This window comes from Corynebacterium sp. NML120713 (assembly GCF_001875735.1).
Classification (GTDB): domain Bacteria; phylum Actinomycetota; class Actinomycetes; order Mycobacteriales; family Mycobacteriaceae; genus Corynebacterium; species Corynebacterium pseudogenitalium.
In genome coordinates, this window is record NZ_MLCR01000005.1 from 193873 (window position 1) to 215166 (window position 21294).

The window sequence follows — 21294 nt, forward strand, 5'->3', positions numbered from 1 at the left end:
TTAGAGAGGTTACGCACCCGCCTGAAATGTGCGTTGCACTCGTACAACGATATGGATCGAAGAGGGAATAATACGAATGTCTGAGACGGGCAACATCCAGTACGTTGATGAAGTTGACGTACTGCATATCGGCGCCGGAATTATGAGTGCCACGCTGGGAGCAATGATCCGGGAGCTGGAGCCGGAGTGGACCCAAGCGGTGTATGAGCGACTTGAGGGGCCAGCACAGGAGTCTTCGTACCCGCTGAACAATGCGGGAACCGGGCACTCTGCGCTTTGCGAACTGAACTACACGCCTGAAAAGAATGGCCAGATTCAGATCACGAAGGCGCTTGCGATTAATGAGAAGTTCCAGACTGCGCGCCAGTTTTGGTCCCATCAAATTGAAAACGGCAAGCTGGGGGATCCGAGCGAGTTCATCCACCCAGTGCCACACGTATCGTTCGCACAAGGTCAGGACCAGATTGATTACCTGCGTCGCCGCTACGAGACGCTGTCAGCGAACCACATGTTCCCGGGCATGGATTTTTCGGCAGCGGAAGACAAGTTTGCTGAGAAGCTTCCGCTGATGGCCAAAGGTCGTGACTTTGGTGCTGAGCCGGTGGCGATTTCCTGGATGGACGCAGGCACCGACATTAACTATGGCGCGCTGACCCGCCAGTTTTTCGACGCCTCTGCGAAGGCTGGCACGCAGATCCACTACGGGCACGAGGTGCTCAACCTGAAACGTGAGGGCAAGCTGTGGAACGTCACCGTTCGCAACGTGCGCACTGGGGATAAGCATGTCGCACGTGCACGCTTCGTATTCGTAGGAGCAGGCGGCTACGCCCTTGACTTGCTGCGTAAGGCAGGCGTGCCGGAAGTGCACGGTTACGCCGGGTTCCCGATTTCCGGCATGTGGCTGCGGACCAACAACCAGGAGCTCGTCGCGCAGCACCAGGCCAAGGTATACGGCAAGGCAAAGGTGGGTGCTCCTCCGATGTCTGTGCCGCACCTCGATCTGCGCGTTGTTGACGGTGAGCAGTCCTTGCTGTTCGGCCCGTACGGTGGTTGGAGCCCGAAGTTCTTGAAGAAGGGTTCCTACCTGGACCTGTTCAAGTCGATCCGCCCTGACAACATTCCTTCTTATCTCGGTGTTGCGGCCTCAAACATCGGCCTGGTGAAGTACCTGGTGGAGGAAGTCTTCCGCGACTTCGACGGCAAGATTGACGTGCTGCGCCAGTACTACCCGGAGGTCAACCCGGCTGACTGGGACGTTGCAGTCGCAGGCCAGCGTGTCCAGGTGATCAAGCCAGCACGCGCGCCGAAGTTCGGTTCCCTCGAATTCGGTACCGCGTTGGTCAACGACCAGGACGGCACGATCGCGGGTATTTTGGGCGCTTCGCCGGGTGCGTCGATTACCCCGGCTGCGATGATTGAGCTGCTGGAACGCTGCTTCGGCGAGCGCATGGTCTCTTGGGGCGACAAGCTGCACGAAATGTTCCCGACCTACGGCGTATCGCTGCGCGACGACAAGGCAGCGTATGAGAAGCAGTGGGAGTGGACGCAAAAGACGCTTGGTCTGCAGGCGTAGTAACCGCTTGAAAGTATTGGCCACACGGTTTCCGGTTGTACCGGCGCCGTGCGGCTTTTTACGTTCCGCAGAACGTGGTGAATGCGCTGTCAGGTTCCTTCTCGAGCATCCACTGCTCCCCGGCATCCGTGTCGTACGGGTGGGTGACTGCCTGGAGCAAAGCGGTCAACAGTCTGTAGTCGCCATCGTGCTCGACCGCGTCGAGTGCCTCTTGGAGCGCGAAGTTTTTCGGCACATACAACGGACCTGGGCGTCCGTTGACGCCGTGTTTACGGTTGTAGGCGGCGAGGTCGTCGACACCTACTGCCGCATCGAGGCCTTCCGGTCCGAACCAGCGCTTGGTGGCGCCCTCCCAGCGCTCAGGGATAGTGGTAAGGATCTCGTTGGCCCGCGATTCCGGCATCAGTGGCAAGAGCCCTTCCGCGAGTCGCACTAGATTCCATGCGATCACGTTTGGCTGGGCTCCGAAGCAGTAGCGCCCATGCCGATCGATGGATGAGAAGCATGAGTGCGGGTCAAACCCTTGGGTGAAAGCGCAGGGGCCGTAGTCGATGGTTTCGCCGCTGAGCGCGGTGTTGTCCGTGTTCATGACGCCGTGCACGAACCCGTAGCGCATCCACTGCGCTACCAGTTCAAGTTGCTTGTCGACAACCCCTTCCAGCAGCCTTTCCGCAGCATCGAAACCCGCGGCGTGCACGACGGCTTCCAAGAGTTCATGGGACTGAGTTGCTGCGTACTGCACCGAGCCAACGCGTAGGTGGGAGCGCGCGACGCGGACCACGATGCCTGCTGGAACGGGGCCACTGTTGCGCATGATCGTCTCCCCGGTACTGATAACGGCCAGTGCGCGTGTGGTTGGAACACCGATCGCGTGCATATGCTCCGAGACCAGGTACTCGCGCAGCATTGCGGTCAGTGGGCCCTTCCCGTCGGAGCCCGGGCGGGAGAAAGGGGTGCGCCCGCTTCCCTTGAGCTGGATCTCGTACCCGTTGCGGTCGCCGAGGAGGGTTGCGCGGCCGTCGCCAAGCAGGGGCACGAACGCGCCGAATTGGTGGCCTGCGTAGGCGGTTGCAACGCCGCCCGTCGCACCTGTCATCCAGGCGATGCCCTCATCGCTTCGGAGCCACTCCGTGTCGAGGTCGAGCTCGGACGCGACTGACTCGTTGAGGTAGCTCACCTGGGCGTTGGGGAAGTGCGTGGGCGCCACCGTGCCGACCATGCCTGGGAGTGTTTCCGCAAAGTGTTGGTGGAGCTCGGGGTAATGCATGCCAACAGCCTAAACTGTCTGGGCAAGGAGCAAAAGGAGAGAACATGCAGCAGTACCTGGTGTTGACGCAGTGGGAGGTAAGTGGCCGTGCGCGCGCTTGACCGGCTGATCTGGGAGCAGGCGAGTGAACTCGAGGGGTTCGAGTCAGCCGACATGCTCATCGTGTGCAACGACCCGACCGGGGCGCTTGTGCGTGCCGGGGTGGAAAGCGGGAAGCGTGTCGTCGTCGCGGACACGGACTACTCCCGCTGCCGGCAAGCAGCAGCGTTGGGCGCAGAGGTCGTCGGTGATCAGCGCCTCGACGAGTACCTGGCGGGGTTGTCCGGTTCGTGCGTTGCGTTGGGAGAGATGCCGAAGTCGCTCGCGCGCCTTGACTACCTCGCGCGCAGTATCGCGGGCGCAGGGTTTACGCAGGCGGACGTCGTGTTGGGGGCGAACAACAAGCACCTGAGCCGCACCATGAATGGTGTGCTGGCGCAGTCCTTCGTTGAGGTGCACGCCACGCGGGGTAGAGGTAAATTCCGCTGCCTCGCGGCGCGTGACCCAAAGCCTGTGTCCTACACGCCGGTAGAAGAAAACGGGTTCGTTGCCATCGGAGGCGTCTTCGCGGGGGCGCGGGCGGACTACGGCGGGCAGTTGCTGCGGTCGTGTCTTCCGGACGCCCCCGGCGCGCTATTGGACCTCGGTTGCGGCAATGGGGCTGTTTCGAAGGGGCTTGAGGGGGAGGTGTGTGCCACGGATGCTGATGTGGACGCGGTGCTTTCCGCCCGCGCGATCGGTATTGACGCGACTTGGGATGATGCCGGAAGCAAGTTTGCCGACGCCTCCTTCGACACCGTGGCGCTCAACCCTCCATTTCACGCGGGCACGACCGTGGACACGACGCTGGTGGAGCATCTGCTGAACGCATCGCATCGCCTGTTGAAACCGGGCGGTCAGCTCTTCATAGTGTTCAACTCGCACCTGCCGTACCGTGCCCAGGTCGCGAAGCGTTTTGCACAGGTGGAGCAGGTGGCGAGGAACTCGAAGTTTACGGTGTTGACAGCTCGTCGATAAGGCGTTGCTGTTCGTCGAGGTACTCCATGGCGGGCTCGCGGAACGTGAAGTTTCGCGTGCGCTTCACGCTGTCGCGCAGTGCGTCGACGTAGTGCTGGCAGAGGCCGGCAAGCCCGCGGTCACCGGGGGAGCGCTCGAGCTCCTCGATGCCGGTGGTGAGCATCTCCAACGTCACCTGTTGCGTGGGCTCGGTGAACCAGCACTCGGGCCCCAGCCCGTAGATGCCGAGGGAATCGCGCACTGCGGGTGCGGCTTCTGCCTCGAGGCGCTGCGTGAACTTCGTGTTCGGCGCGTACTCGACGACGCGGGCAAGCCCCTCGGACACCATCACGGCGTTGACGAATTGGCCGTCGCGAAACACTCCGGCAAGTGTGCGCCCGTAGCGGTCGGTGCGCTCCTGGTCGTATTCGAGGCGTACGCCCGTGCCTTCGGGGAGGAGCTCCTCGAGACGCCGGGTTGCGTCGTCAGCTAAGCACTCGCCACGCTCCGGAGTGTCAATCCCGAGCAGGCGAACGCGCTCTTGCCCAGCGGGGCCGTCGACAACGATTGTGTCGCCATCGACGACGCTCGCTACGCGTACTTCCGGGGCATCGACTTGCTGCCAGACCCAGCTGCCGACAGCGAGCAGCACAATCGCAGCGAGGAGCCCAAACACCTTTTTCATAGCATGGCCACCAGCACGGTGAAGAGCGTGTACACCACGATCGAGACCACCATCCGCATTAAATACTGCTTGCCCAGCCGCTGCCCACGGTTGATGATGATGCGAGTCGGGCGAGACGAAATCGATATTGCGGCCATCGGATCGTTCGGGTCGTTGTACATGCCCACGAGAAACTCGTCATCAGCGCGGTCCATCTCCTCCGCATCGGGTTCGATCTTCTTCGAGGACGTCAGCCGCACCATCAAGATGAGGCTTCCCGCGACAACCAGGATGGTGAACGCCACCCAAATAGCGGGGGCAAGCCACTGCATGTGGGCAAACGCTGGAAGGCGCGTCGTGGCGTCGCTGACCAGAAACGCGACAGCAATCGCCACTGCGAACCACCCCATGAAGCGCCAGGTAATGTGCACAAGCTGTTCCACTCGCTGCGCAACACTCACGGAGTACGGCACGGAGGCGCTTCCAGGAACCGGCTGCGGCTGTGCGAGCTCACGTGGGGGAAGGCATGCAAACATCAACAGGGCAGTCGCCACCGAAACCAGCGGCATCATCAGCACGTGCAGCATCGTCTTCGGCTCCCAACTATCCGCCTGGCCCGACGCGTCAAAATGCGTCGCAACAGGGTCAGGAATACTGTCCCAGTACAGCAGCAACAGCGCCACGTGCGCCAGCAGCACAATGACAGCAACACCCCACGGCTTCCAGTTCACCGGCGCACCCATCTACGTTTCCTCCACCACAAGCGTCAGCACCAAACCATGAACCTCGACAGCATAACCCGCGGCCTCGGCAACCTCGGCGACCTCGCCTATCGACGCCACCTCCGGCCCGCACGCCAGCGCCCTGGCCAGCAGCCCCTTGTAGTGCTTATTAAAGTGGCTGACCACCTTGCGCGACCCATCCGGGGCAACGGACTCCACCCGGACCGTCACCGCGCCATCGACAGGCCCCAGCTTCTCGTACGCGCCAGAGCGCATATCCACCACGAACGGCTCCTGCGCAAGCGCCTCCGAAATCGCTGATCCCCAGCGCGCCCGCATCGTCGGCAGCGACCCATCCGCAGCAGGCACCTTCGACGAGGCCGAGACCCGGTAGCGCGGAATCATGTCACCAGCACGCACAACACCGAACAGCGCCGAGCCAACCGCCAAACGGCGAATCGCATCATCCGGCAACGTCTCAGGAACCAGCGCGTCATACAGCACCCCCGTATAGCGATAAATCGCAGGCATCACCGGGCCAGTGCGCAGCGACTGATTCTCCACCGCCTCCTCCCGCTTCGTCTTCGGGATCTTGAGCAGCCCCATCATCTCGTCTACGTCCATTGCGGAGAGGTCGTCGAAAAGTGAAGCACGCACCGAATCAAGGGCAGGGAAGGAGACAGACATGGCGTCGCGCTCGCCGCCGGGCGCCTTCGTCTCGGAAGGAGGGAGCAGGATCAACATGCAACTCACCCTAGCGCTAAGATATGCCCCATGATTACACGCCTGTCAGAGCTATTCCTGCGCACACTGCGCGAGGACCCCGCCGATGCCGAAGTCCCTAGCCACAAACTGCTCGTCCGAGCAGGCTACGTCCGTCGCGCCGCGCCGGGCGTCTACAGCTGGCTGCCCCTCGGGCTTCGCACGCTGCGCAAGATCGAGGGCATCGTCCGTGAAGAAATGAACAGCATGGGCGCACAAGAGCTGTTGTTCCCGGCGCTTCTTCCACGCGAACCATACGAGCTGACCAATCGCTGGACCGAATACGGCGACGACCTCTTCCGCTTGCAGGATCGCAAGGGCGCCGACATGCTGCTTGGCCCAACCCACGAAGAGATGTTCACTGCAGCAGTTAAGGACATGTACTCCTCCTACAAGGACTTCCCGGTCACGCTCTACCAAATCCAGACCAAGTACCGCGACGAAGCACGCCCACGCGCCGGGATTCTCCGCGGCCGCGAGTTCGTGATGAAGGACTCCTACTCCTTCGACATGTCGGACGAAGGCTTGGACAACTCGTACGCCAAGCATCGCGAGACCTACCAGCGCATCTTTAACCGCGTTGGCATCCGCTACGAGATCTGCAAGGCAACCTCCGGAGCGATGGGTGGCTCCGCATCCGAGGAGTTCCTTGCGTACTCCGAGAACGGCGAGGACACCTTTGCTGTGTCGACCGCGGGAGATTACGCCGCCAACGTTGAGGCAGTGACCACGGTTGCACCTGAACCACGCCCGATTGAAGGGCTGCCGGAGGCCGTCGAGCACGACACCCCAGCTTCCGAGACCATCGCGGCACTCGTGGAATGGGCGCAAGAAGCAGGAGTGCTTATCGACGGCCGCCCTGCCGAAGCCTCCGACACCCTGAAGTGCATGATGATCAAGGTCGACGACCCACGCGTGCTCGACGACAACGGGAAGCCGGTCGGCCCGCAGCTCGTCGGCGTTGTGATCCCGGGCGATCGCGAGCTCGACGAAAAGCGCCTGGAAGCTTCCCTGGAACCAGCGACGTTTGAGCTGGCCAGCGACGAGGACTTCACCAAGAGCGACTTCCTGGTGAAGGGCTACGTCGGGCCACGCGCACTGCAAGCCAACGGTGTACGCGTCCTCGCGGACCCGCGCGTGGTGGAAGGTTCCGCGTGGATCACCGGTGCAGACGCTCCTCAGAAGCACGTCGTCGGCCTCGTTGCCGGCCGCGACTTCACCGTTGACGGGTTCATCGAAGCCGCCGAGATCAAGGAAGGCGACCCCTCACCGTCCGGCAACGGCACAGTGAAGCTTGCCCGTGGCATCGAACTGGGCCATATCTTCCAGCTTGGTCGCAAGTACACCGAGGCAATGGATGTGCAGATCCTGGACGAAAATGGCAAGCGCGCTGTCCCTACCATGGGTTCCTACGGCATCGGCATCTCCCGCATGATGGCCGTCGTCGCGGAGCAGAAGCACGACGAGAAGGGCCTCGTGTGGCCAGTTGCAGTCGCGCCGTACCAGGTACACGTTGCCGTCGCGAACAAGGACAAGGCAGCCATGGAGGCTGGAGACGCCCTCGTGCAGGAACTCAGCGACAAGGGCATCGAAGTACTTTACGACGACCGCCCAAAGGTGTCCCCAGGCGTCAAGTTCAAGGATGCCGAATTGCTCGGCATGCCATTCCTTGTGATCCTTGGACGCTCGTTCGCCGACGGCATTGTCGAGCTGCGCATCCGCGGCGGCGAAACCCTCGAGGTCCCAGCAGGTGAGGTCGTGGCGAAGCTGCAGCAGCTCATCGCCGAAAGCTAATTCGGCAGTAGCAAGGAGCCTTATGCTTGCTGCGCGTGCGCGGCAAGCACAAGGCTTTGTTGTTTCCACTCGGAAGAGCTGGCTTGGGATACGGTTCCCCTCCAGGTATTGGTGAGCTGGGCGGAGAGGGCGTCGACAAGCGCTTCGGCATCTGCTGCATCATTGAGCGCATCATCGTGGGCGAGTTGATACCCAGCTGCTGCGACTGGAATCGAGTCAGCGTCGCGCAGTGCGGTGCGCAGGAACGCGACGCGCTCATCGGAGGCGTCCTCCAACGTGGCGATACGCGCGTGCAGCGGCGCATCCGCATACGCCTTTGCCAGCCCCAGCCCATAGAGGAACTCGTACTCTGTTTTGAGCGCCGCACTGGCAAGCTCGATATCGCCCTTGTTTTGCAGTGCGGCGACGTCCTCAGCGTCGAGTTCGGGGCCGATTGCCGCGATGATGTCGACGGCCTGCGCCGCAACTAAGTCTCGCGACTGCGCTGGAACCTTCTCCAAAGAAGCTGTCACGGACTGCTCGACGAACTCTTGCAGAGCTGCATCGTCGCTGACACCCACGGCTTCACCAGGACCGGTGGAAAACTCGCAGCTGCGCGGCAACTCCGCGTCAATGTTGCCGCAGAGTCGCGCAACCTCTCCAAAAAGCTCATCCGCCTGCTTGCCACGAAGCTCAGCGAGTGCTGGATCCGAAAGACTGCGCGCATCCGCAGTCGCCTGTTGCGCAAGGCCAAGCACTGCTTTGTCGGGGCGGGGCCCGACAACACCGAGAAGGTCGCACGACGAAAGCGTCAGCGACAACGGCACCGCAAGAACAGCAACCAGCAATTTTTTCACGGGGAAAACGCTAGCACGTTTGCGTCGCGCTATGGTGGGCACATGGCTTTTCCAACTCCCCAAGAACTAGAGACACTCATTGAGCCGCTGGCCCAACGCCACAACATGGACATCGAACACGTCAAGGCAGTGAAGGCTGGCAAGAAATCCCAGATTGTCATCGCGCTTGATGCCGATGCGCGTCCAACGCTGGACGAGCTCGAGGTAGTGTCCAACGAAATCGGGGAGTTCCTCGACGAACAGGAAGAAGTCGGAGCGTTCTCATTCGGTGCTGGCTACACGCTGGAAGTGACCACCCCAGGCGTCGACTTACCGCTCACAGCACCGCGCCACTGGCGTCGTAACCGCGGACGGCTAGTGAAGCTCAACGACACCAACGGCCAGAGTTCTATCTGGCGCATTGGCGCGATGAACTCCGAGGAAACGAAGGTCGCGCTGATCGAGGCAGGGAAGATGACCCCGGCGGTGCAAATCTTGGAAGTTTCCGAAATGCCGAAATCGGTGGTAGAAATTGAGTTCAACACGCCGCCCGCTGCTGAGCGAGAACTCAGCGAGGCGACGTTTGAAGAAGCAGAAGTAGCAGCAACCCTGTAAGGGATCCGGAGGAAGACAAGTGAATATTGACGTCCAAGTCTTGAAGAACATCGAAGCACAGCAAGGAATTGGGTTCGACGAACTACTCGAGACCATCGCCTCGGCGCTGCTCTTCGCATACACGGACAACCTGGAGCACCCCCAGGATGAACACCACAAGGCGCGCGTCGACATCGACTCCGAAACCGGTGACGTTGCCGTCATGGTTTCTGAGCTCGACGCTGAGGGCGAAATTATCTCGGAGTACGACGCCACCCCGGTCAACTTTTCTCGAATCGGTGCGAGGGCCGTGCGCGACGCCATCAAGGGCAAGCTATTGGCCGTCGAAGCTGGTCGCGTGTACGAGGAGTACTCCGGCGCTGAAGGTACTGTTGTCTCAGGCATCGTGCAGCGGGACGCGCAAGCGGAAGCACGCGGAATCTCCGTGGTGCAGCTTGGAACCGAAGCCGATCCACAGGATGGCCTGCTCATCCCGGCAGAAAAGATCCCTTCCGAAACGCTCAAGCACGGTGACCGCATTAAGGCGTACGTAGTTGGCGTCAATAAGTCTGACCGTCGTGTGCAGGTAAGCCTGTCGCGCACGCACCCTGAGCTCGTGCGCGGGTTGTTCGCGCTTGAGGTCCCGGAAATCGCAGATGGCACCGTTGAGATCGTGGGCATTGCCCGTGAGGCGGGGCACCGCTCCAAGATCGCTGTACGGGCGACGGTGAAGGGTGTCAACGCGAAAGGCGCATGCATCGGCCCGCGCGGCTCGCGTGTCTCAAACGTGATGAAGGAGCTCGGTGGGGAAAAGATCGACATCATCGACTGGGCAGAGGATCCGGCTACGTATGTTGGTAACTCACTGGCGCCATCGAAGGTTGTCAAGGTCGAGGTCGTCGACCCAGTGGCGCAAGTAGCGCGTGTTACCGTGCCCGACTACCAGCTGTCACTTGCGATTGGCAAGGAGGGGCAGAACGCACGTCTGGCTGCTCGCCTTACCGGTTGGAAGATCGACATCCACTCCGACGCAGCCGCGGATTAACGACGCCAGATCCTGGCCTCTGTGTCGGGAATTCACACAACGCTTATAAAAACTTGGCAAAGTGGCGTAGGCTGGTCCGTGGCTAATTTTCCCATCGTGGTGTTGGCCACGCGATAGCCGTTCAGCAATGTCGAGTATGTGGAAGAAGGGTGTGGATGACTTCAGCGAGCGAACGCTCAATCCGTCGTCGCACCTGTATAGCCACAGGCCGGAAACTTCCAGATAGGGAATTGCTCCGGGTTGTTGCTGACGGTACTGTTCCAGGTGTTGTTCTTGCAGATCCCACCCGATCATTACCTGGGCGGGGAGCGTGGATAACCCCTACATGGGATGCATTAAAGCTGGCGGAAGAGCGTAGAGCTTTCTCTCGCGCCCTCCGTCTGTCCGCTCCTGCGGACGTAGGTCATGTACACAAGTACCTCGCTGAAAAGGCGAAAGACCCAACAGAAGTAAGGAAGACCGAACACTGATGAGAACGCAACAATGAAGCAGCATCAGCGATGAAAGTCATAATCAACGTCTAGAGGCCGGTCGCCGTTTCCGGTGCCGCCCTCTAGCCCAACTAAGAGGAGACACGTGCCCGGAAAGCTACGCGTACACGAGCTCGCAAAACGACTCGGCGTAACAAGCAAGGAACTACTCGCCACTCTGAAGGAAGAGGGCGAATTCGTAAAGACAGCTTCCTCCACCATTGAGCCTCCCGTCGTCAAGAAGATGACGGCACTGTACGAGCAAAAGAATGGTGGCGGAGAAGAAGCATCCGCGAAGGATAAGGATGCAGCGAAGCCCGCTGGTAAGGCGTCGAAGCCTGCAGCAGCAAAGCCTGCGGCACCGAAGCCAAGTGCTGCAAAACCTGCAGCACCAAAACCCGGTGCTGCCACACCAGCCGCTCCAAAGCCCGGCGCTGCTAAGCCAGCTGCCCCGAAGCCTGCAGCAGCAAAGCCAGCGGCACCGAAGCCAAGTGCTGCAAAACCTGCAGCACCAAAGCCTGCCGCAGCGAAACCTGCAGCACCGAAGCCGTCGGGTATGCCGCGGCCGATGCCGAAGCCGGGTGGCCGCCCACGGGTAGCCAACAATCCATTTTCTTCCAACACTGGTGGGGCAAGACCAGCTCCACGTCCGGGTGGTCGCGGTGCACAGGGTGGCCGTGGTGGTCAGCCTGGTCGCGGTGGCCAAGGTGGCCCACGCCCAGGGCAGAACCAGGGCCAGGGTCGCGGGACTGGCGCGCAGCGTCAAGGTAGCCGTCGTCCGTCCCCAGCAGATATGGCAGCGGCACCATCACCAACGCAAATGCCACGCAAGGCGGCTGGGTCGGACAACCGTGGCGGTCGTGGGCACGGCCGCGGCCGTGGTGGACACGGCCCGGGCGGCCCACAGGGCGGCGGTTTCCGCGGTCGCGGTGGACGTCGTGGCGGAACCGCTGGTGCATTCGGCCGTCCAGGTGGCGCACCAGGGCGTCGTCGTAAGTCGAAGGGTCAGAAGAGGGCCGAGTACGAAGAGATGCACGCACCAAACGTCATCGGTGGCGTACGCCTTCCCGATGGCGGTGGCAAGACTGTGCGTCTGCGTCAGGGCGCGACCTTGGCTGACTTCGCTGACAAGATCGGTACCGAAGCATCGAACCTGGTGCAGGCGCTGTTCAACCTTGGTGAAATGGTAACGGCAACGCAGTCGGTTCCTGAGGAGACGCTGCAGCTACTCGGTGCCGAAATTAACTACGAGGTTAAGATCGTCTCTCCTGAGGACGAGGACCGCGAACTTCTCGAGTCCTTCGACCTCCAGTTCGGTGAGGATGAAGGCACCGAAGAGGACCTTGAACAGCGCCCACCAGTGGTGTCTGTCATGGGTCACGTGGACCACGGTAAGACCCGCTTGCTGGATACAATTCGTCGCGCCAACGTTGGGCGCGGCGAGGCCGGCGGTATTACCCAGGGCATCGGTGCGTACCAGACCACCGTTGAGCTCGAGGGGGTTGAGCGTAAGATCACGTTCCTCGATACCCCAGGTCACGAGGCGTTCACGGCAATGCGTGCCCGCGGTGCGAAGTCGACCGACCTCGCTATCCTCGTTGTCGCTGCTGACGACGGCGTGATGCCACAGACGGTTGAGGCTATCAACCACGCCAAGGCTGCAGACCTGCCTATCGTGGTTGCAGTGAACAAGGTGGATAAGCCGGAGGCTTCGCCGGAGAAGATCCGTGGTCAGCTGACCGAATACGGACTGGTTCCGGAGGAGTACGGCGGTGACACCATGTTCATCGACATCTCCGCGAAGCAGGGCACCGGCATCGATGAACTGCTCGAGGCAGTCTTGCTGACCGCCGACGCAGCTCTCGAGCTGCAGGCGAACCCGGACATGGATGCACAGGGCGTGGCTATCGAGTCGCACCTCGACCGTGGCCGTGGCCCAGTCTCCACCGTTATCGTGCAGCGCGGTACGTTGCGCGTCGGCGACTCCATCGTTGTGGGCGGCAACTTCGGCCGTGTCCGCCGAATGGTCGACGAGTGGGGCAACGACGTTGAAGAGGCTGGCCCGTCCCGCCCGGTACAGGTACAAGGCCTCAATGGCGTTCCTGGTCCAGGCGACAACCTCCTGGTAGTCGAGGACGACCGTGTTGCCCGCCAGATCGCTGCGCAGCGCGACGCTCGTCATCGCGCCGCTATGCAGGCACGCAACAAGAAGCGCGTCTCTCTGGAGAACCTGGATCAGGCGCTCAAGGAGACCAGCCAGCTCAACCTCATCCTCAAGGGCGACAACGCCGGTTCGGTGGAAGCTCTGGAGGAGGCGCTGCTCAAGATCGAGGTCGACGACGAAGTCGAGGTAAACATCATCGACCGTGGCGTCGGTGCTGTTACCCAGACCAACGTCGTGCTCGCGGCCGCTTCCGACGCTGTCATCGTGGCATTCAATGTCCGTGCTGAGGGCAAGGCTACGGAGGAAGCCAACAACGAGGGCGTCGAGATCCGTTACTACTCGGTGATCTACAAGGCGATCGAGGAAGTCGAGGCAGCCCTGAAGGGCATGCTGAAGCCGATCTACGAAGAGAAGGACCTGGGCAAGGCCGAGATCCGTCAGATCTTCAAGGCGTCTTCTGTCGGCCTCATCGCAGGCTGCATGGTTACCGAAGGCAAGGTCAAGCGTGGAGCGAAGATTCGCCTCGTGCGCGACGGCAATGTTGTTACCTCGGACGCGACCATCGACTCGCTGCGACGCGAGAAGGACGACGCAACAGAGGTTGCAAAGGGCTACGAGTGCGGCATGGTGCTGTCCTACCCGGACATCCAGGTCGACGACATCATCGAGGCATACGAGATGGTGGAAGTCCCCCGCGACTAGTCGGTAGAGAGAAAACGGCCCTGCTCTTTCGCAAACGCGAAGTGAGCAGGGCCGTTTCTTTTCTTGAAGTAGTGGGCTGCGTCGTAGCAGGGTAGACTGTTCGGAGGTTTAGTGCCAATGAAGTAAAGGAGACGAAATGTCAGAGAACCCTCGCGCGCAGCGCCTGGCGAAGCAGATCCAAATGATCGTCGCTTCGGCGATAGAGCGTGAAGTGAAAGACCGTCGCCTCGAATTGGTGACTATTACGGACGTCCGGATGACCGGCGACCTACATGATGCGACTGTCTACTACACGGTACGCGGAAAGAATATCGACGACGAGCCGGATTACGATCAGGCTGCAGAGGCGCTGTACCGTCACCGAGGACAGATCCGCAAGATTGTTGGCGACCAGTTGAGTGTCCGCTTTACTCCTACGATTGAGTTCAAGCTTGATACGGTGCCGGAGTCCTCGGCACGGATGGAAGAGCTGATGGAGAAAGCTCGTCGTCGCGATGCAGAGCTGGCGCGACTGCGAGAGAGCGCCCAGCCAGCAGGTGAGGAAAACCCGTATAAGACGATTGAAGAGTAGGCACTATGGCGTTGTTATTTCCCCAAGCAGAGGCCGAATTTAACAAAGTTGCTGGCGCCATTAAGAACGCGTCGAATGTTGCGGTGCTGGCCCATATCAAGCCCGATGCTGATGCGATTGGATCGGCGTGCGCTCTTGTTCGAGGATTGCGGCAGATCGGAATTGAAGCCAGTGCTTACATCGGCCAGCCATTCCCGCACGCAAATAACCTGCGCTCTATTCCGGGGGTTGATGAGGTCATCTATGGGGAAGCGTTACCAGCGGATGGGCTGATCGTCACGGTTGATTGTGCCTCGGTAGACCGAACGGGATGCTACCAATCTGAGCTTGTGGCGCAGCAAGAGCGGGTGATCGTGCTTGACCATCACCGTTCGAATGACGGGTTCGGAGCGCGGAACCTCATTATCGATTCTGAATCGACGACGACTATCATCCGGGAGCTGTTTACGTACCTCGGCGTCGAGTTAGACGCTGAACTAGCCTATTGCCTGTATTCCGGGCTTGTCACCGACACAGGTAACTTCCGTTGGGGTTCCCCGAGAATGCATACGCTTGCTGGAGAGTTGTTGGAATTCGGGCTCAATCCAAGGAACATATCCCTGCAGCTTTCGGACGAGATGACGGCCGATGACCTACGTTTGATGGGTAGTGCATTAGCAAGCTTGGAATCACGTCAAGTCGATGATCTCACAGTTTCGTTCATGTGTATTGATGAAGCTGCGATGCAAGCGATGAGCCAAACTGCCGTTGAAGCCGTAATTGATTACGCGCGTGTCCTCGTTGGCAGTGACGTCGGGGTTGTACTCAAGCAGTTCCACTCGGAGCGGTGGGGGATTTCCTTGCGCTCGACAAAGGTAGATGTCTCCGTCGTTGCAAGTGCGCTCGGCGGGGGTGGTCACCGCCCAGCTGCGGGGTACTCGGCGCAAGGAACGAAAGAACAGGTACAAGATCGGCTTCTCGCTGCATTGCATGACGCTTACGTTGCGGAGTAAGGCTGCTCCTGTATGACGAATACACATGGTGTGCGGGCGCGTGACATTTTTGCCTTGGCGCTACCGGCCCTCGGCGTGCTTGCGGCGAATCCTCTGTATTTGCTGCTGGATACTGCTGTGGTTGGAAGGCTGGGCACGGTTGAGCTTGCGGCGCTCGCTGCTGGTACTGCGGTGCAATCTACGGTGACCACGCAGCTGACGTTTCTTTCCTACGGCACTACCGCGCGTAGCTCGCGTCTTTACGGCGCAGGTCGGCGTGCTGATGCGGTCGCGGAAGGCGTCCAGGCTTCGTGGGTGGCAATACTCGTGGGCCTCGGATTGGCGTCGATTATTTGGCTGTTCGCCGAACCCATCGCGTTTGCGTTGACTCAGAATGCGGAAACGTCTGCTGACGCGGCGCAGTGGATGCATGTCGCGGCGGTCGCTATTCCGCTGACGCTGCTGATTATGGCAGGTAATGGTTGGATGCGAGGAGTGCAAAACACCAGGCTACCGTTTGTGTTGACGCTGTGCGGTCTTGTACCCGGGGCGGTTCTATTGCCTTTGCTTGTTGACCACTTTGGGCTGGTGGGCTCTGCTGTGGCCAATGTAATAGGAATGGGAATTACCGCTTCACTATTCGTTGGGGCGCTTGTAAAGGAACATCGAGGAGAGGGCGCTGTTTGGCGCCCACAGTGGAATGTCATTGCCCATCAGTTGGTGCTTGGACGTGACTTGATTTTGCGCTCCGCCTCCTTTCAGATTTCGTTGCTCGCCGCTACTGCAGTCGCTGGTCGTTTTGGTGTCTTCGCATTGGCCGCGCACCAGGTGTTGCTGCAGTTGTGGAACTTCCTGAGCCTCGTGCTGGACTCGCTCGCAATTGCAGCTCAGACGCTTACAGGGGCTGCACTTGGGCAGGGAAACGTGGAGCGCGCAAGAGGGACAGGTGCAGCTGTTACGCGCTACGCTACGGTGTTTGCGGTTGTGCTCGCTGCGGTTTTTCTTGTGTTCGATGGGCCAATCCAGTCGATTTTTACGCATGATCCTGGCATGGCAGACGCGCTGGCTGTCCCTTGGCGGTGGTTGGTGGCGATGATCGTTGTGGGGGGTGCGGTGTTTGCGCTCGACGGGGTGCTGCTTGGAGCGAGTGACGCTGTCTTCCTGCGCAACCTTTCGATTGGCGCAATGCTCGGTGGATTTTTGCCTTTGACGTTGTTGTCCATGTGGCTGGGGTGGGGTCTCGCGGGTGTGTGGGCCGGCTATTTTGTCTCAGTCGTGTTGCGTCTGGTGGGAGTGCTGTGGCGGTTCCGTTCGATGAAGTGGGCGCGCACCGGGGTAGAGGAGTGAGTACGTCATGCTAGGTCCGACACTGTGGGCGGTCAGCGACCTGCATGCTGCAGTAAAGGCGAATCAGGCCAAGATCGACCTCATTCAACCGCGGCATGAGGGGGATTGGCTGATTGTCGCGGGTGATGTTGCAGAGAAATTTGAGCTGATAGTCAACGTGATGGGTGTACTTGCTCAACGGTTTGAGAAAGTCATCTGGGCCCCTGGAAACCACGAGCTGTTCTCTAGCGAGCGATCACGCTACAGAGGCCGTGATAAGTACGTTGCGCTAGTCCAGGCAATGCGAGAACTCGGCGTTGTAACGCCTGAGGACCCGTACCCGGTATTCCACGGCATTACGGTGGCGCCACTGTTTACTCTGTACGACTACTCGTTTCGCCCTCAGCATTTAAGTGTCGACGCCGCGCTGAAGAAAGCTCGCGACAACAACATTCTGATGACGGACGAGTTTGCTATCCGCCCATTTGTAGATACTCGTGCGTGGTGCTGGGAGCGCTTGGCGTACACAACGAAGCGCCTTTCTCGCGTGCACGGTAAGACGATCTTGGTCAACCACTGGCCACTGGTAAAGGAGCCAACGCACCGCCTGTTCTACGGGGACATTGCCATGTGGTGCGGGACCCGGCACACGCGCAGTTGGCCTAAGCGGTTCCAGGCACAGGCCGTAGTCTACGGACACCTTCATATCCCGGGGACTGTACATGTAGACGGCATTCCGCATATTGAAGTGTCGTTGGGGTACCCCAGGGAGTGGCAGCGCTGGCCAGAGGAACATCGTTGGCCGTACCCAGTCTGGGAGGTGAACCGCTAGTGCGCGATCTGTCATTATTCCCTCCCTCTGCGCGGTTCGTCTCTCTTCGAACCGATGACGGCCATAATCTCCGCAATTACGATAATCTCGACGAGCAGGAGAAAGGCGTTGTCCGCGGAGCCGTCGATATCCGGAAAGGGGAGTTCGGCGATGCCCGTTGGTGTGCGCACCGCGCCCTCGACGAACTAGGGGTCGAAGGTCCTCACCGCATCATGCGGGGCGAAGCTGGGATGCCGTTGTGGCCCGAGGGCGTGTGTGGCTCATTGACGCATACGGATGGTTTTCGTGCGGCGGTCGTTGCGCCACTCAACAAGGTGCGCTCTATCGGTATTGATGCTGAGCTGGCGGAGCCGCTTCCGGAAGGCGTATTGCCCCAAATCGCGTGCCCAACCGAGCTTGAGATGTTGGACGCACTTCGGGCAGAGGGCTGCTTCTGGGCTGATCGGCTGCTGTTCTGCGCGAAAGAGGCCACATATAAGTGTTGGTTCCCGTTGGCGCGAAAGATGTTGGAATTCGATCAGGCGGAAATCTATATCCGGCCGAACGGAACATTTGTTTCGTACATTCTCGAGCGGCCGACGCCCGCTCCGTTCTTTGAGGGGCGCTGGGTGCACCGGGCTGGCTACGTCATCACTTCTGCATTTCTGTTGTAGCGACAAACGCGAAAAACGGCGTTAGCGCTGACTACAGCGTGGATGGGCGCGCGACAAACACCGTGGCAAGACGCTTCTTGGATTCTTTCACAAGGGCGACGACGCGGCCGTCGTCACGTTGTGCAGCGTGTACACCCGAAAGTCCGCGAGGTTCGAGCCATTTGCCCATAGCGAGGGCGTCGTATTCATCGTTGGTGACGGGCAGTACCGGCCAACAGGTAGCGCAGGCTTCGTCGAGGGTGAGGCTGAAGCGCGGGTGAGCCTGGATGTCTTCCAGCTCCAATGCGTGCTCGAGGTTAAAGGGCCCGACTGTGGTTCGGCGAAGCGCAGTCAGGTGCCCGCCGGTGTGTAGGGTCTCACCTAGATCGCGTGCGAGCGCGCGAATGTACGTCCCCGAGGAGCAGTGCACACGGACATCGACGTCAATCCAGGTATCGACGCGAGCGATGCCCAAAATGCTGTACTCATGAATTGTTACTGGTCGGGCTGGGATCTCGACATCGTGTCCTTCGCGGACGAGCTGATGTGCGCGCTTGCCGTCGATTTTGATTGCGGACACGCTTGAGGGACGCTGCATGATATCGCCGCGGAAGCTGTCGATGGCGTCGATAATGTCGGCGTCAGTGACTGCATCGGTGGGGGAGGTGCTGACGACCTCGCCCTCGGCGTCATCCGTCGTGGTGGCGGCACCGAGCCGAATGGTTGCCTCGTACGTCTTGGTTTCCGCGACGAGGTGGGCGAGGAGCTTTGTGCCACGCTCGATACCGACAACCAGTACTCCAGTCGCCATCGGATCCAAGGTGCCGGCATGACCAACTTTGCGGGTCCCGAAAGCACGGCGAAGGCGTGCGACCACGTCGTGGCTTGTGAGACCTTGTGGCTTATCGATGACAACAATTCCAGATGTAGCGAGGGGATCACTCATAGCTCTTTAGTATGCCGTACGCTATTGCACGTGGATATTTTGCACGGTCTTAATGCTGTACCGGAATCGTTCGGTGCCCTTGACGGCACCGTGCTGACGATAGGGGTCTTTGACGGGGTCCACCGCGGTCACCAGATGCTGATCAAAGCAGCTGTTGATGAGGCGAAGCGTCTCCAGGTGCCATGCGTGGTGATGACATTTGAGCCGCACCCGGTAGCAGTATTTCGTCCAGAAGCCGCGCCCACGGCGCTGATGCCACTCGAGGAGCGGGCGCGGCTCATCGCTGAGCTTGGCGTGGACGCGCTGATTGTTATCGATTTCCGCAAAGAGCTTGCGGGGGAGAGTGCACAAGACTATTTCGGCAAAATAGTGATGGGCACCTTGCATGCTCGTCACGTCTTTGTGGGCGAGAATTTTACGTTCGGACGAGATGCTTCCGGCACGTCGCAGACGATGGTGCAGCTCGGTGAGCAGAATGGTGTTGATGTGACGGTAGTCCGCCTGCTGAAAGAGGGCGCGACAAGAATTTGTTCAACGGCGATTCGGGACGAGCTCGCACAGGGCAACATCAGTGTGGCTAAGGACTACATGGGCAGGCCGTTCTCCGTCGTGGGTCCGATCGAGCGGGGTGCTGGGCGAGGAGGTCGCGAGCTCGGTTACCCGACCGCGAATCAGTATGTTGCTGATGTTTCTGCCCTCCCGAAAGATGGGGTGTACGCGGGGTGGCTCACAATTATCGACGATGCCCCCATCGGCGGGAACATGGTTCCGGGAAAGCGCTACCCGGCTGCGATTTCAGTCGGCACTAATCCGACGTTCGGTGACAAGCGGCGCAGTGTCGAGTCCTACGTGCTTGATAGAGATGCTGACCTCTACGATCGGATGGCCCGCGTCGAATTTGTGGCGAAGGTTCGCGACATGGTCAAGTTCGATTCCGTTGACGAGCTTCTGGAGCACATGGCTCGGGACGTTTCCCGGACCCGCGAACTCTTAAGCGAGCCTGTTGCTGATTCCGTAGAATAAAGCCGTTGCTGATCTGTGTTGCTTGAAAGGTTTTTGCTGTGACCATCAAGATGATTCTCGACGTAGACACCGGTATCGACGACGCGTTGGCGTTGGCATACGCTATGGCTTCACCTGAAGTGGAACTTGTCGGCGTGACATCGACATATGGAAACGTCACGGTGGCTGATAGCGTTCGCAACAGTCTCGCGATTCTCGAGCTATTCGGGCGCACCGATATTCCCGTGTTCGCTGGCCCGACGCATGCTCGTGCCAAGGACAGCTTTGAAGTGTTGGAAATTTCGCAGTTCATTCACGGCGTAAACGGTATAGGGGAGGCGCAACTTCCGGATGCCCATCGCGCTGTCGAGGAAGCCTCCGCGGTGGACTTCATGGTCGATGCGTTCCACCGCTACGGCGACGAATTAGTGATTGTTCCTGTCGGGCCTCTGACGACGGTCGCAGCTGCCATGGAAGCCGATAAAGACTTTGCAGACAGTGCCAGGATTGTGATGATGGGCGGTGCGCTGACCGTGCCGGGAAACGTCAATACGTGTACTGAGGCGAACATCAATCAGGACCCCGAAGCTGCTGATTTTGTGATGCGCAGGGCGCAGAACCTCACCATGATCGGGCTCGATGTCACTTTGCAGACGCTGTTGACGTCGAAAGAAACCGCGGTGTGGAAGGAGTTGGGCACGTCTCAAGGCGACTTCTTGGCAGAGGCGACTGACTTTTACATCAAGGCATATGAAACAACTTCGCCGCATCTTGGTGGGTGCGGGCTGCATGACCCGTTGGCGGTAGCAGTTGCGATAGATCCCAGCCTGGTTGACTGCATTGGTATAAACCTGCGCACGGACCTCGAAGAGCCAACTCGTGGACGAACGATCGGGGACCCGGAGCGCCTGAACGACCCGAAGAAGACGAGTCAGGTTGCAGTTGGTGTCGACGTTGATCGATTCCTCGATGAGTTCATGACGCGTTTGACCAACCTGGCGCGCAGCAGCTAAAGTAGTCCAGGCTTTGTGCGCATTGAGACTGTGGTTCGCAGCAGTTGCAGCACGAAGTGGTCAAAGTATATGCGGACTGAAACAAATGAGGAGTTTTTCATGGCGCTGAACGCTGAGAAAAAGGCAGAGATTCTGAAGACCTACGGTGTGCACGAGACTGACACCGGTTCCCCGGAGGCACAGGTTGCGCTGCTCACCGAGCGCATCAACAACCTGACTGAGCACCTGAAGTTCCACCAGCACGACCACCACTCCCGTCGTGGCCTGCTGCTGCTGGTTGGTCGCCGTCGTGGTCTGCTGAAGTACCTGCGTGAGAACAACGTCGAGCGCTACCGTGACCTGATTGCTCGTCTCGGCCTGCGTCGTTAAGACGATCACGTCATAAGGCTTCAAA

At 59.9% G+C, this 21294-nt stretch carries 21 protein-coding genes; 15 read left to right on the forward strand and 6 right to left on the reverse strand.

Features of this window, described 5'->3' with window-relative positions:
• Positions 1–76 precede the first annotated feature (76 nt).
• The gene (gene mqo, locus BJP06_RS00935) at positions 77–1573 is read left to right on the forward strand and encodes a malate dehydrogenase (quinone) (RefSeq protein ID WP_071572520.1); all 1497 of its coding nucleotides are present in this window, start codon (positions 77–79) and stop codon (positions 1571–1573) included.
• A gap of 58 nt (positions 1574–1631) precedes the next feature.
• Here mqo and BJP06_RS00940 read toward each other — a convergent pair whose 3' ends face one another.
• Complete coding sequence (locus BJP06_RS00940; protein WP_071572521.1) at positions 1632–2840, reverse strand: protein adenylyltransferase SelO family protein; 1209 nt, start codon at positions 2838–2840, stop codon at positions 1632–1634.
• 87 nt (positions 2841–2927) lie between these two features.
• Between BJP06_RS00940 and BJP06_RS00945 the strand changes: the two genes are divergently transcribed.
• On the forward strand, positions 2928–3896 hold the full coding sequence (locus BJP06_RS00945; RefSeq protein ID WP_071572522.1) for a class I SAM-dependent methyltransferase: 969 nt from the start codon (positions 2928–2930) through the stop codon (positions 3894–3896).
• Here the strand turns inward: BJP06_RS00945 and BJP06_RS00950 are convergent.
• The 3 genes from BJP06_RS00950 to yaaA are packed head-to-tail and all read right to left on the reverse strand — an operon-like array spanning position 3871 to position 6005.
• On the reverse strand, positions 3871–4560 hold the full coding sequence (locus BJP06_RS00950) for a thermonuclease family protein (RefSeq protein WP_071572523.1): 690 nt from the start codon (positions 4558–4560) through the stop codon (positions 3871–3873). The genes BJP06_RS00945 and BJP06_RS00950 overlap by 26 nt on opposite strands.
• Complete coding sequence (locus tag BJP06_RS00955; RefSeq protein WP_071572524.1) at positions 4557–5282, reverse strand: DUF1648 domain-containing protein; 726 nt, start codon at positions 5280–5282, stop codon at positions 4557–4559. Before BJP06_RS00955 ends, BJP06_RS00950 begins: the two co-directional genes overlap by 4 nt.
• Positions 5283–6005 (reverse strand): peroxide stress protein YaaA, encoded by a 723-nt coding sequence (gene yaaA, locus BJP06_RS00960; protein WP_071572525.1) that lies wholly within the window; start codon positions 6003–6005, stop codon positions 5283–5285. It lies immediately after the preceding gene.
• Between the two features lie 30 nt (positions 6006–6035).
• Between yaaA and BJP06_RS00965 the strand changes: the two genes are divergently transcribed.
• Entirely contained in the window at positions 6036–7817 is a 1782-nt protein-coding gene (locus BJP06_RS00965) for a proline--tRNA ligase (protein ID WP_071572526.1), read from the forward strand.
• A 20-nt stretch (positions 7818–7837) separates the two neighbouring features.
• Here the strand turns inward: BJP06_RS00965 and BJP06_RS00970 are convergent, their stop codons facing one another.
• Positions 7838–8653, reverse strand: a complete 816-nt coding sequence (locus BJP06_RS00970) for a DUF4439 domain-containing protein (protein WP_071572527.1) — start codon at positions 8651–8653, stop codon at positions 7838–7840.
• Positions 8654–8695: 42 nt separating this feature from the next.
• Here BJP06_RS00970 and rimP point away from each other — a divergent pair, with 42 nt between their 5' ends.
• The 9 genes from rimP to BJP06_RS01015 all read left to right on the forward strand — a co-directional run bounded on the left by rimP (position 8696) and on the right by BJP06_RS01015 (position 17960).
• Complete coding sequence (rimP, locus tag BJP06_RS00975; protein WP_071572528.1) at positions 8696–9247, forward strand: ribosome maturation factor RimP; 552 nt, start codon at positions 8696–8698, stop codon at positions 9245–9247.
• A gap of 19 nt (positions 9248–9266) precedes the next feature.
• On the forward strand, positions 9267–10271 hold the full coding sequence (nusA, locus tag BJP06_RS00980; protein WP_070478894.1) for a transcription termination factor NusA: 1005 nt from the start codon (positions 9267–9269) through the stop codon (positions 10269–10271).
• 155 nt (positions 10272–10426) lie between these two features.
• Positions 10427–10741, forward strand: coding sequence for a YlxR family protein (locus BJP06_RS00985; protein WP_071572529.1), 315 nt, complete (start codon positions 10427–10429; stop codon positions 10739–10741).
• Positions 10742–10847: 106 nt separating this feature from the next.
• Positions 10848–13607: a translation initiation factor IF-2 gene (gene infB, locus BJP06_RS00990; RefSeq protein ID WP_070478896.1), complete on the forward strand. Its 2760-nt coding sequence runs from the start codon at positions 10848–10850 to the stop codon at positions 13605–13607.
• Positions 13608–13743: 136 nt separating this feature from the next.
• Positions 13744–14178, forward strand: a complete 435-nt coding sequence (gene rbfA / locus BJP06_RS00995; RefSeq protein ID WP_071572530.1) for a 30S ribosome-binding factor RbfA — start codon at positions 13744–13746, stop codon at positions 14176–14178.
• Between the two features lie 5 nt (positions 14179–14183).
• Positions 14184–15170, forward strand: coding sequence for a bifunctional oligoribonuclease/PAP phosphatase NrnA (locus BJP06_RS01000; protein WP_071572531.1), 987 nt, complete (start codon positions 14184–14186; stop codon positions 15168–15170).
• A 12-nt stretch (positions 15171–15182) separates the two neighbouring features.
• Entirely contained in the window at positions 15183–16496 is a 1314-nt protein-coding gene (locus tag BJP06_RS01005; RefSeq protein WP_070478901.1) for an MATE family efflux transporter, read from the forward strand.
• Between the two features lie 7 nt (positions 16497–16503).
• The gene (locus BJP06_RS01010) at positions 16504–17307 is read left to right on the forward strand and encodes a metallophosphoesterase (RefSeq protein ID WP_070478902.1); all 804 of its coding nucleotides are present in this window, start codon (positions 16504–16506) and stop codon (positions 17305–17307) included.
• Complete coding sequence (locus BJP06_RS01015; protein ID WP_071572532.1) at positions 17307–17960, forward strand: 4'-phosphopantetheinyl transferase; 654 nt, start codon at positions 17307–17309, stop codon at positions 17958–17960. The genes BJP06_RS01010 and BJP06_RS01015 overlap by 1 nt, the downstream gene beginning before the upstream one ends.
• A gap of 31 nt (positions 17961–17991) precedes the next feature.
• On the opposite strand, the gene truB is transcribed toward BJP06_RS01015, so the two are convergent.
• Positions 17992–18885 carry a tRNA pseudouridine(55) synthase TruB gene (gene truB, locus BJP06_RS01020; protein ID WP_070362310.1) on the reverse strand — a complete coding sequence of 298 codons (894 nt, stop codon included), beginning with the start codon at positions 18883–18885 and terminating at the stop codon, positions 17992–17994.
• A 30-nt stretch (positions 18886–18915) separates the two neighbouring features.
• Between truB and BJP06_RS01025 the strand changes: the two genes are divergently transcribed.
• The 3 genes from BJP06_RS01025 (at position 18916) to rpsO (ending at position 21269) form a co-directional block, all read left to right on the forward strand.
• A complete protein-coding gene (locus BJP06_RS01025; RefSeq protein WP_071572661.1) occupies positions 18916–19908 on the forward strand; it encodes a bifunctional riboflavin kinase/FAD synthetase in 993 nt (330 codons plus the stop codon).
• 38 nt (positions 19909–19946) lie between these two features.
• Positions 19947–20900: a nucleoside hydrolase gene (locus tag BJP06_RS01030; RefSeq protein ID WP_218161309.1), complete on the forward strand. Its 954-nt coding sequence runs from the start codon at positions 19947–19949 to the stop codon at positions 20898–20900.
• 99 nt (positions 20901–20999) lie between these two features.
• Complete coding sequence (gene rpsO / locus BJP06_RS01035; RefSeq protein ID WP_070362312.1) at positions 21000–21269, forward strand: 30S ribosomal protein S15; 270 nt, start codon at positions 21000–21002, stop codon at positions 21267–21269.
• Positions 21270–21294: the final 25 nt, after the last annotated feature.